Annotated in this window: 9 protein-coding genes; all 9 read left to right on the top strand. The window is 29.7% G+C overall.

The window, feature by feature from the left end; all coding sequences use genetic code 4:
- Positions 1–30: 30 nt before the first annotated feature.
- The 9 genes from ACWXVU_RS01030 to mip all read left to right on the top strand — a co-directional run bounded on the left by ACWXVU_RS01030 (position 31) and on the right by mip (position 12,455).
- Complete coding sequence (locus tag ACWXVU_RS01030) at positions 31–927, top strand: RluA family pseudouridine synthase (RefSeq protein WP_455993638.1); 897 nt, start codon at positions 31–33, stop codon at positions 925–927.
- Between the two features lie 66 nt (positions 928–993).
- Positions 994–1,950 (top strand): hypothetical protein, encoded by a 957-nt coding sequence (locus ACWXVU_RS01025; protein WP_456011979.1) that lies wholly within the window; start codon positions 994–996, stop codon positions 1,948–1,950.
- Between the two features lie 14 nt (positions 1,951–1,964).
- The gene (locus ACWXVU_RS01020; protein WP_456011978.1) at positions 1,965–3,140 is read left to right on the top strand and encodes a hypothetical protein; all 1,176 of its coding nucleotides are present in this window, start codon (positions 1,965–1,967) and stop codon (positions 3,138–3,140) included.
- A 12-nt stretch (positions 3,141–3,152) separates the two neighbouring features.
- Positions 3,153–3,731: a hypothetical protein gene (locus tag ACWXVU_RS01015; protein ID WP_438340320.1), complete on the top strand. Its 579-nt coding sequence runs from the start codon at positions 3,153–3,155 to the stop codon at positions 3,729–3,731.
- A 150-nt stretch (positions 3,732–3,881) separates the two neighbouring features.
- Positions 3,882–4,298, top strand: a complete 417-nt coding sequence (rpsL, locus tag ACWXVU_RS01010) for a 30S ribosomal protein S12 (RefSeq protein ID WP_438340319.1) — start codon at positions 3,882–3,884, stop codon at positions 4,296–4,298.
- Positions 4,299–4,326: 28 nt separating this feature from the next.
- Positions 4,327–4,797, top strand: a complete 471-nt coding sequence (rpsG, locus tag ACWXVU_RS01005) for a 30S ribosomal protein S7 (RefSeq protein ID WP_438340318.1) — start codon at positions 4,327–4,329, stop codon at positions 4,795–4,797.
- Positions 4,798–4,841: 44 nt separating this feature from the next.
- Positions 4,842–6,935, top strand: coding sequence for an elongation factor G (gene fusA, locus ACWXVU_RS01000; RefSeq protein ID WP_456011977.1), 2,094 nt, complete (start codon positions 4,842–4,844; stop codon positions 6,933–6,935).
- A gap of 334 nt (positions 6,936–7,269) precedes the next feature.
- Positions 7,270–9,627: a putative immunoglobulin-blocking virulence protein gene (locus ACWXVU_RS00995; RefSeq protein ID WP_456011976.1), complete on the top strand. Its 2,358-nt coding sequence runs from the start codon at positions 7,270–7,272 to the stop codon at positions 9,625–9,627.
- A gap of 32 nt (positions 9,628–9,659) precedes the next feature.
- Positions 9,660–12,455, top strand: a complete 2,796-nt coding sequence (mip, locus tag ACWXVU_RS00990) for an Ig-specific serine endopeptidase MIP (RefSeq protein ID WP_456011975.1) — start codon at positions 9,660–9,662, stop codon at positions 12,453–12,455.
- Positions 12,456–12,622: the final 167 nt, after the last annotated feature.

The following is a 12,622-nucleotide window of genomic DNA, read 5'->3' as shown; positions in this document are numbered from 1 at the left end:
TATTATAACATTTGTTATAATTTAAAAATTATGTTGAAACTTGTTGCAAACTATTCTGAAAGAATTGATAAATATATAGCAAATAATTCTTCAATAACTAGAAATGATATTCAAGAATTAATTAAAGAGGGGGCTGTTTTTGTTAATGGAATTAAAATTAATAAAAATAAATTTGTTATCAAAAACAATGATGAAATAGAAATTGTTAGAGTCATCGATAAACAAATAAAGATTGAGGAACAAGAAATCAGCCTTGACATTGTATATGAAAATGAAGATTATTTGGTTATAAATAAACCTTCGGGTTTAGTAGTTCATCCGGCCCCCGGCCACAGGAATAATACTTTGGTCAACGGCTTAATGTACCACTTTAAAAATAATTTAAGTAATGTTAATGGGCTTTTAAGACTTGGCATAGTTCATAGGATAGATAAAGATACTAGCGGGCTATTAATTATTGCTAAAAATAATTCAACCCACAATTATTTTGCTTCTTTGCTTAAAGAACATAAGATTAACAGGACATATATTGCTATAGTTGATGGAAGAATAGCTAACAAAAAAATGCATATTAATTTGCCCATTGGAAGAGATATAAAAAATCGTCAAAAATTTGCTGTTAGCGATCAAAACTCGAAAAATGCATATACAATGATTGAATGTCTTGAATATTTGAAAATTGATAATAAAGATAAAACATTAGTAAAATGTAATTTAAAGACAGGACGAACTCATCAAATAAGAGTGCATTTAGGATATATTAAGCATCCAGTTTATGGGGACCCTGTTTATAATAAAAAAATTGATTCTTTTAATCAAAGACTTCATGCTGCACAACTAGATTTTATTGATAATAAGGGAAGAAACATACATCTTGAGGCCCCTATTCCCGAACTAATGCAAAGAGAAATCGAGCAAGGTAGATAAAATTTAGTTATAATTCTAATATATTTTAAAATTAAGTAAACTCATTAAAACCAAAAGGAGGTGTTTATGAAAAATATTGATATAAATAAATACAACTCAATTGATGAACTTTACAAACACAACAAAAAGGCAATTTTAGTAAAATCAATATTATTTACAGCATTTTTAGTTGTGATGTTTTTATCATTAATGGCCATATTTATTGAGTATGCAGTTAGAAAACAAGTCTATTTATTGAATTATAAAGAAGCATTTTCAAATGCAAATCCTAGTTATGAGATATCTACCATTAATGCTTCAGTTGAAGATTTGTTTATAAGAAAATTTGCATTTTCTATCGTTGTGGCATTATTCTCTGGAGCTGTATTGATTTGACACATTGTTTCTTTAACACTTTCACTAAAAGAAAAAGATTTCACAAAATATTCGCCTTGGTTACTGACTTTATATAGCATGACTGTTATGATTATATTTATTAATTTATTTTTCTCAGCCGGTGGTATTTTTAGAATTAAACCATGGGATATAAACCAAATTTTAAATCTTATTGTTACAATCATATTTTTAATAGGATATTTCACAATATATTGGCCGTTTTCAAGAATTGTAAAATTATTTAGAATTGTAAGAATCAACAATGAACAAGGTAGAATAAATGAAATTTTTGGGCAAAAGTTTTCACAAACTAACCAACAAACTTATTCTACACAACCTTCTATATTTGATAATAATGAACAAAAAAACAATGATGAGATTATTGAGGAAAAAAATAATAAATCATATAGCTCACAATTAGAAACATTAAGCGATGAAAAACTAATAATTATGGCGCAAAAATTAAATATATTTGGTGCTAGCGAATTAAAGCGTAAGCAATTAATTGAAAAAATCAGTGCCATATTTGAAAATAATAATAGTCATAACGAAAAAGCTAATATGAGTAACAATGAAAATAATAAAGAAAATGAATCTGATAATGCCAAAGAAATAAAAGATATTGAGAATAATAATGATTATGATTAATTTTAGGAGGTAAAATGAGTCAGCTGTTTTTACAAGGACAGAATTCAAAGGTTCCCAATAATTCTGAAAGTGTCGGTTCTAATCCTTTTCTAATTTATGGTTTAATATTGACACTTTTGGCAATAGTTAATTTATATTTAATAATTAAGTTTTTTATTAATTTTAAGCGTAGCATTAATAAAACAAAAGCAGTACTAGATGGTTTTTTATTTAAAAAATATATACAAGGGTTAAATATAAAAAGTACCGCGTTTTATAATATAGTTACAATTTTAGTTATTCTAGCTATCCAAATTATTTTTTCATCTGTATCATTGTCAAAAGTATATTCATATATGGGAACTGCAACCCAGAAATTTAATTCAGGTCTGGTTACAGAAATGAAGTATCTAGAATATAAAGACACCATTACCTCATATATTCCTTTATTTATAACATTTATTTCTTTTGCTATCGTTCTTTTAATTTCGTTTGGTATCGCATTTGTTGTGATTTATTACATAAGTTTTAACTATCCTCAATATAAACATAAAAATGAGGCAGTGTATAATGAAATTATTTCTCTTAAGGAATTAAAAAAACAAGAATTAGCCAAATATCCTGAAAAAATTAATATAGAGTTTGATAAGTTAAAATCTTCTAATCTTTTATTATCTAATGTGTTATTAAGATGAATGAAATTTTATAATAATATGGATCAAATAAAATTCGAGAAACAATATAACTTATTTTTAAATCAATTATTTAAAGTAGAGTATTTTGCAGAAGTCCAAAACGAAATTAAAAGTAATGCTCAAAAAATTTCTGATATTGCGGAATTTGCTACACCAATTCACAATCAAGATTTATCTAAGATTGAACAGGAAATTATTTGGATGGATAAAATGGACAAAAAGGCTAAAATTCTTAACGAAACTAAGGAATTAGCAGCAATGTCAAAAGCTGAATTTAATAAAAAATATGAGGAATATGTATACACGGCTCGTGCTAATGATCCTTTATATCAAAGCGCCACTAAAAATTCATGATTATTTTATCGTGATAATGAAGTTGAAGATTTATTCTTTAATCCACATTCGAATGTTTCATATTATTATGAAGATTCAAATATTATTTATGAAAAAGAACTTATTGATTTTATGCATGAATATAAACAATTTTTAATTTCAAAATTTTTAGCAACTAAATAATTTGCTTTTGCTATGGCTAAAAAAATAAAATTAGTACTAGGTTTTTTGCCAGTTATTACTATTGCACCCCTTGTTGCTTCATGTAGTCAAAATCTCGAAAAGTTAAAATATAATGTAATTAACTCACTTAAGAATGATATTATAAATTTATTAGCAAATGTTGATGCGTTATTTGGAAGTTCTAAGAATGAAGAAGTTATTAAATTAAAGGATGAAATTAGCAATCTTCTAAGGTCTCTAAAAGAAGAAAAGATAACTCATGAAAATAATATTGACGTTTTTATAAATAAAGCTAAACAAAAATTTAAAAACTTAGTACAGAAATTTGTGGATATGTACAATAATAATACTCGCCTTGTTTCTGAATTTTTTGAAGAACTAAGTAATTTTTCACAATGAACACTAGATAATTTGATTAATGTTAAATACACGCCCTTGATTTTAAAAATTAAGAAATATTTGCAAGATCATGTATTTAGATATGATTGAAATATTAGCCAAATCACCAAAGAAATAAGCAAACTTAAGGCATTTGAACAACAAATAAAGAAAGAAAAAGAGCAAATTGATATTATTACCAAGAAATTTTAGTAGCCTAATTATATCTGGCTGCTTTTTTATTAATAAAAAACATAAAAAAGTAAAAACACTGGTTTAGTTGTTGTATAATAATTTAGTATTTTTAAAATAAGAGTTAAAAATATCTGAAAATATGTAAAACAATGTTAAGAAAGGAAAAAAATGCCTACAGTTGCGCAATTAGTTAAACAAGGCCGTAAAGATAAGACAACTAAATCTAAAGCCCCTGCTTTATTAAAGATGTACAACTCTTTACAAAAAAAAGAAAAAGCAATTCCAGCCCCATTTAAACGTGGTGTATGTACTCGGGTTGCTACAATGACTCCTAAGAAACCTAACTCAGCTATTCGTAAATACGCCCGTGTTAGATTATCTAATGGACAAGAAGTTACTGCTTATATTCCTGGTGAAGGGCACAATTTACAAGAACACTCAGTTGTATTAATCCGTGGAGGTAAAGTTAAAGATTTACCTGGGGTTAGATATACTATCATCCGTGGTACTCAAGATGCCGCTGGGGTAAACAATAGAAAACAAGGTCGTTCTCTATATGGAACAAAAAAACCAAAAAGTAATTAATTAGAAAGTTAAATAGAAAGGAAAGAATATGTCAAGAAAGCATAAAGCACCTGTGAGAGATGTCTTAGCAGATCCAGTTTTTAACTCAAAAATTATTACCAAATTAATTAACACAATTATGCTAGATGGTAAAAAATCTGTTGCCGAGAATATTTTATACAGTGCCTTTGAAATTATTAAAAACAAAACTGGTAAAGAACCAATGGAAGTATTCAATTCTGCACTAGAAAATGTAAGTCCACAACTTGAAGTTCGTTCAAGAAGAGTTGGTGGTTCTAATTACCAAGTTCCATGTGAAGTTAGTGCTAAAAGAAAACAAACATTAGCACTAAGATGAATTATTCAATATGCCAGATTAAGAAATGACAAAACAATGGAAGAAAAGTTAGCACATGAAATCATTGATGCAGCAAATAAAATGGGTGGAGCTATCAAAAAGCGTGACGATACCCACAAGATGGCTGAATCAAACAAGGCATTTGCTCACTTTAGATGATAATTACCTATTTTTATTTAAATTATTTATTTTATTAGGAACAAAGTATGTCAAGAGAATATAAATTAGAAGATTATCGTAACATCGGAATTATGGCTCATATTGATGCAGGTAAAACTACAACTACAGAAAGAGTTTTATACCACACAGGAAAAATTCATAAAATCGGTGAAACACATGAAGGTGCTTCACAAATGGATTGAATGGTTCAAGAACAAGAACGTGGTATTACTATTACTTCCGCAGCTACAACTGCATATTGAAAGAATAAAAGATTAAATATTATTGACACACCTGGACACGTTGATTTTACTATTGAAGTTGAGCGTTCGTTGCGTGTTTTAGATGGTGCTGTCGCTGTTCTAGATGCTCAATCAGGTGTTGAACCTCAAACAGAAACTGTTTGGAGACAAGCAACCAACTATAAAGTTCCAAGAATTGTTTATGTTAACAAAATGGATAAAATGGGTGCTAATTTCAAAGCATCTGTTGAGTCGCTAAGAAAGCTATTAGGTGCTAATGCACATGCTATCCAACTTAATATTGGTGAAGAATCACAATTTAATGGAATTATTGATTTAGTAACCATGAAAGCCTATGAATTTGATGGTGGTGTCGACGAAAATATGAAGGAAATCGAAATTCCTGACTATCTAAGGGACGAAGCAAATTTAATGCGTGCTTCTCTTGCCGAATCACTAGCAGATTTTGATGAAGAAATTACTGAATTAATCCTAACGGAACAAGAAGTTTCGGCTGAATTAATGAAAAAAGCTATTAGAAAGGCTACTTTAACTTCAACATATTTCCCAGTTGTTTGCGGAACTTCGTTTAAGAATAAAGGTGTTAAGTTAATGCTTGATGCTATTGTTGAATATTTACCTTCACCATTGGATATTACCGCAATGAAGGCATACAAAGGTGAACAAGAAATTTCAATTCCTGCTTCTGATGATGAATTTTTCTCAGCATTAGCATTTAAAGTTATGAATGACCCATTTGTTGGTAATTTAACCTTCTTTAGAGTATATAGTGGGGTTATCTCAAAGGGCTCATATGTAATAAATTCAACAAAAGGTGAAAAAGAAAGATTTAGTAGAATTTTATTAATGCATGCTAATTCAAGAACTGATATTGATGAGGTTAGAACTGGTGATATAGGTGCTGCTGTTGGTTTAAAATACACAACAACTGGTGACACACTTATCGATGAAAAACATAAAGAAATTGTTTTGGAAAATATGAATTTTCCTGAGCCAGTTATTTCGCAAGCAATTGAACCTAAAACAAAAGATGCTTCTGAGAAACTTTCATTAGCTCTACAACGTTTAGGAGCAGAAGATCCTACATTTAAATACTATACAGATGAAGAAACTGGGCAAACTATTATTGCTGGTATGGGTGAACTTCATTTAGACATTATTGTTGATAGACTAAAACGTGAGTTTAAGGTTGAAGTAAGTGTTGGGGCTCCACAAGTATCATATCGTGAAACAATTACTAAGTCAGCAGAAGTTGAAGGTATTCATAAGAAGCAATCTGGTGGTAAGGGACAATATGGACACGTGTGAATTAAATACGAACCAAACCCTGATGGTGGATTTGAATTTATTGATAAAATTGTCGGTGGTAAAATCCCTAAAGAGTACATTAAATCGATCGAAAAAGGTCTTAAAGAAAAAATGGAAATTGGTATTCTTGCCGGTTATCCAATGATCGATATTAAGGCAACTCTATTTGATGGTTCCTACCATGAAGTCGATTCATCAGAACTTGCTTATAAAATTGCTGCTTCAAAATCATTGACCAAGGGCTGTGAACAATTGGGGACTGTTTTATTAGAACCAATTATGGATGTTGCTGTTGTTGTGCCAGAAGATTTCTTTGGTGATGTTATGGGAGATATCTCTCGTAGAAGAGGTCAAGTTAGAGATAACGAAACTCGAAACGATGGAGCGCATGTTATTAAAGCATACATTCCATTAAACGAAATGTTTGGATATGCAACTCAATTAAGATCAATGACAACTGGACGTGGTACATATCAAATGTGATTTGATCATTATGAAAAATTACCTCGCAATTTAGCTGACGAAATTATTAAGAAACGTGGCGGAAAAGTTTCGGTTGACGAAGATTAATTTAAATAAATTTTAAAAATAATAAAAAGGTCTAGGGCAAAATTGCCTAGGCATTTTTATTATACTTGTATATTCTTAGTATATTTGCAAATTAACAAGCCTATCTTATTTGCAAATATAATATGATAGAAATTAAAGATAAAAAAACACCTTAAATTAAGTAGTAAAATCTATTTTTATTATTTTAGACTAACTATTGTTATTTTAAAGAAAATAGATAGTAGTTAACTTATGCTTATTTTTGTGTATTATTATATAAATTTTAGTATAATGTAGGTTAAATTAAAGGTTCATAAGATTTTTTTATGAATTGAAATTATTTTAAGGAGAAAATATGAAGCTTTTAAAGAGTAAAAAGAATAAGATCGTTTTATTTACCTTAGGATCAACAATATTAGGTTCAGCAATTATAGGTAATGCTATTTTTGCTGCTAACCAAAAGAATAAAAATGGTATAGAATTTAACAATATTTATGGTGAAAACTCTGAAATATTTCACAAAGGTACACCCGATGTAACTAAAGCTGATGTGTCTATAACTGATAAGAATTTAAAAGAAATTCCAAAACCTCCTGTTGTTGTGCCTCCACAACCCAAACCCGAACCAGAACCTATTCCAGTTCCTCCACAACCCAAACCCGAACCAAAACCTGAACCCAAACCACAACCCAAACCCGAACCAAAACCCGAACCAAAAACAAACCCAGTCCCCCTTCCACAACCCAAACCAAAACCTAAACCTATCCCAGTTCCGCCGAAACCTGTTCCGGTTCCGCCGAAACCAAAACCAACTCCCAAACCAGCGCCAAAGCCGGCCCCTGCGCCTAAACCCGCCCCTACACCTAGAAGTGAAAGAATTACTATTACAATTAATGGTGTTCAGGTTCTAGCTGAAGTAACACCGCCTCCAACTAGACCATTAGACCCTCGCGATGTTGCTGCAGGAATTACTAATAAAAATCCTTATGTAAATGAAATTGTTGGAAATGTTAAAAGTGTCGAAGTAACAGAAGAGTTAAGAAAAGCAACTCTTAAACAACTTATTAATAATAATGCAGATGGACTGCAAAACTATTTCCCAAGCCTTATCGATGATGTACTATTCACACCAAATGAATTGTTTGATCCTGATAGATATATTGAATTAAATAGTCAAGTATGAACTCAATTAATTGATAAATTCAGACGTCTTCTAGATAGCCCTAATGTTGTTAATTTCTTAAAAGAGGATGCAAAAAAAGAATATTTAGAACCTAAACAATTTAAGAGTAAAAATGTTAAATATGCTTGATTAATTAAAAATTTAGATTATTCAAAATTTACAAAATTAGGTAAAGGAGCAGAAGAATATTTAAAACAAGGTTATACTGCTTCTCCTAATAATGCATATATTAATGAAAATGGAGAAATCGACTCATATAGCTATTCACCGGCTCCTGGTTATAACGGCGAGATAGCTAGACGTGAAAGAGATAATCGTGACCGTCGTGCTTTTGGCATTGAGGGATATTTTGGTCGAAACCCAGAACAAATTCAAAATGGTGTATATCCAGGATGAAATAAAAAAGATGTTACCCAATCTGAACAATTTAAACAATTTAATGTCGGAAATAATGATGGTATAACCATAACTGAATTAATAAGACAAAAACCGCAAGAAGGTAAGTTAAATAAAGGCTACATTGTGGAAATTGATGCTGCTAACTATGATGGTTATGAAAAAACTAAGAATTTAATTGAATCATTAAAGAATAAAGGTATTGAAATTACTTCATATCGTATAAAAAATATGGGTAAAAAAGATCCTAACCAAAAATTCAAAGATATTTTAAGAGCTTTACCTGATAACTTGCCGCAATTAGAACTTTTCTTTGATCATAGAGCAACTAATACATCAGCATTAGTTGAATTAGAAAATAAAAACATTAAGGAACTAGCGTTATTTACCTTGGGTAATTCTCTACTTGATGATTGATCGATTAACCCATGAGCATTGCGCAATGTTGAATGAATTAATACTATTGATTATAATGTTAGTTGAGATACAAGACCCGGAGCCGAAATTGCTTCAAGAATTACATTTAACACCCTAGCATTTGAAGAGTCTGATTTACTAAAAAATGAATCGGATCCGCAAAAGAAATATGAAAGAATTAACAATGGTTTAAGAATGGCTTATTACACTAGAAATAATGAAGGAATATTTCAAGGTGGGTTCGGCCCTGGTCTAAATCCAGATACCAATGAAGGTGGAAATAGTTATCCAACAAGAATTGATTTCTCAAGAGCCCCTTCTATCAGATCATTAAAAGGCTTAATTTTTTATGATTACATTAAATCATCAAATAAACCAAGAAAACTAAAAAATGCTAAATTCTTTAGTGATAAAGCCTGATACGAAATTAGTGGCGATGATTTAGATGGTGCACAATTTGACACCGTAATGTCACGTGGTGAACCTGGATTTCCTCCAACTAAAATTGAATTTAGTAATGGTAGTGTTACACAAAATGTTAGATTGACAACTAAAGATAATTTGACCAGTTCAGCCTTAACAAATTTAAGCATCTTAATTAATTTATCAGGAATTTCGAGGGAAGTTCAAGTTCCACAGGGGGCAACTGCATTGAAGAGTCAACTTGAATCTAATGGTTACAAAGTAAGTTTTGCTAGTGATGAAGCATTCAACTAATTTTAGAAAAGTATGTAAGGAATCTTAAAATTATGAAATTAACAAAAAGAAACAAGGCAATTATTACTGCGTTTTTTGGAATGCCGTTACTTTTTTCTCCAACATTTGCATTGATATCATGTCAGGATGACATAACATCGCTAAAAGACAACATTAAAAAACAATTAACCGAATTAGAGTCATCTTTAAGAGAATTAAAAGATACTCGTAGTGATGCTAAACAATCGAGCGCTTATACTGAAGGAATAAAAGTTCAAAAAGAAATTAATGATATTCTAACTAATGAAAGCAGTGGCGTATTTGATTTGCGTAAGGCTAAAAATAAGGCAGATCAAGCCATTAATGCCATAAAAAGCGAAATTGCAAATATTAAGGAAAACATTAAGAAAAATCAGTCTAGTGAGACACCGGACAAAAGCATAAAATATTCGGATGATGAATTTAATGATGATTTTAACAAATTAATTGTTAATACAAACATTGAAGATAATTTTGAACTTATTTTTAGTAACTTTTTAACAGGCAATACAAAGTCACAGCTATTTGCTAGTGAGCTCCAAAAGAATGTTTCCAATATAAAAATTAATTTTAAGGATGTAAATCTAAATAATAAAATCAACATATCAATTGAAGGTATTATTTTAGAAGATGACGCTAATACTACCGGAAAAGCTAAATTTAATGTTGTTTTTAAAAATAAAGCAACATTAACAAGAAAAAATCATATATTTGAATTATCAGGTTTAAAAACTTCGCCATTTAATAGTGATTCAAATGGTGATAAACCGAATAACAAAATTAATTCAACTCCAGAAGATAATGAAGTTTCAAAATATATTAGTTTAAGCCAAAAAGAGCGTTTTAAATATGATAATGATAAATACGTTGGTTCGCTAAAACAATATTTGGCTTTTTCTGCTGGTATTGATGATTGAACTAAATTAAGAGAAAATACTAAAGCAACTAGTGAACAAATTAAAAAATATGATGAAAAAGCAAAAACGTTAGGTCAAGATTCTTATGAAAATGCCGCATATAAAGGTTTTAGCTTGCCTTCATATAAAGCAGATGGCAAAGTCGATGGAATTGAACTATTTGAGCCTTCAGAATTAGGAAAACAACCTTCATGAGTTGATACACTAGGTAAAAATGATCCCTTTAAAACTAATGGCTTAGCAAGAAAAATTGTTAATCAAAAATATCTTGATATAGCTAAACAGACTTTTACAATTGCTTTAACAAGAGCTAATGATTTTAAAGATGAAATAGCAAAAATTGAATTAGCTATTAAACATTGGCAAGATCCTAATAATGAATCAGAATTTGGAAAATTAATTGACAAAAAGGTTGCTGAATTAAAAGAACAAAAAGAAGCTCTAAAAAAAGAATTAGATGACAAAATTGCTAAGAACACTGATGTTAATTTAACTGAAAGTCTTCAAAAAGAAAAAGAAACTGAACTAAAAAAATATGATGACGCTATTGCAGAATATCAAAAAAGAACTCCTGAAATTGAAATCCAAAAGCAACGAGAAGCTATTCTTGATTTAGAACTAAAAGCAAAATCAAAAAAACATTTAATTGGCGAAAATGGAACCACTTGAATTCTTGATTACCAACTTGATAGTAATGGTTATCCAACAAAATGATATTTAGGAACTAATTCTCACGTTGCAAGGGCATTGACTGATAATTTGACAAGTTTTTCAATTGCTAAGATTGACAATAAATTACAGGTTGGGCAAAGTTTGCGTATTTCTGAATTAGATGATAATATTACTCGCTTTTCGTTTGAAAATCCTAGTGCAATTAGAAAGGTTTTTGATGGAACTGACTATTTAAAATCTCATCCATCTGATTTCTTATCTGAGCGTCAAAAGAAAAAATATGGTGATGTGGAAGAATTTGTTGATTTTGCTGTTTTAGAAATTGATTTTACTAAGATTAATAAATATTATGCAACTTCAAATGACCAAAATGTAACTCAAAGATATCCAAAAGTCGGTAGTGAACATTTTGCGCAAAATTTAGCAAAAGAAATTACTAATGATTATGCTAATCACGCTGATAAACAAGTTAAATTTAAACAAAAATCATACTTAAGGGATTATTCAAAAATTGATTTTCCTCTAAAATCTACATTACCTAAAGATATAGATTTCTTGTATGCTGTAGGGTGACCTTCATCACGTGAGGATTATTATTTGAAGAAAGACATTGATGATGATCAAATTCAAAGAAAAAACAATAGTTTTAGCTTGTGAATTAATAGCGAATATGAATATTATGATGCAAAAATAACTAATGGCGAAGATGGTACACCTTCTTCATATCCAAAAGAAAAACTTGATCGAGGAAGTTTTCTTTCTTATCAAATTGGTTATCGTTCGTTTATTGATAAACCTGGTGTTTTAGATACATTTATAGCGGCTCCAAAAATTGGCGAAGATTTTTATTATGTTAATGGTAAAAGATATGTAAATATGGGCTTAGCTTATATTCCACGTAGATATGCACCGATTGGTGGTTCTTCTGGAACTTCAATTCGAAATCAACATAATGAGCTAGTTTCAATATTTTATGCGTCAAATACTTTGGCACGTGTCGGGCTATCGGTTGCTTTTAGATCTGAAGGTTATAACTATGATGGTTTATATGGCAAATATAATCTTCCACAATATGATCTAATTTATGGTGGTGGTAAAGAACAACAAAATTCATATCGTGAAGCGCTAAAAAAAATCTATTCAGCCTCGGATTTTAAAACCAATCTATTTAAAAACGGATTGAGTGAAATACCTTCTGAATTTAAATTTAATAATAATTAAGAATTAAGCAAGAATTATTTCTTGCTTTTTATTTTCCTTTTGAGTTTCCCAGTTTTATTATACAAAAATAACAAATCTACCTAAATTTGAGGTATATTTGTTCCCGTGTTTCCCACTTTAAGTATAAAAAAATAAAATTCCATTTTTATGGAGTTTATTAAGTTAAA

The organism is Mycoplasma sp. 2575 (assembly GCF_053851635.1).
Note: the sequence above shows the minus strand (reverse complement) of the source record. Positions and strands in the feature narration are given on the sequence as shown.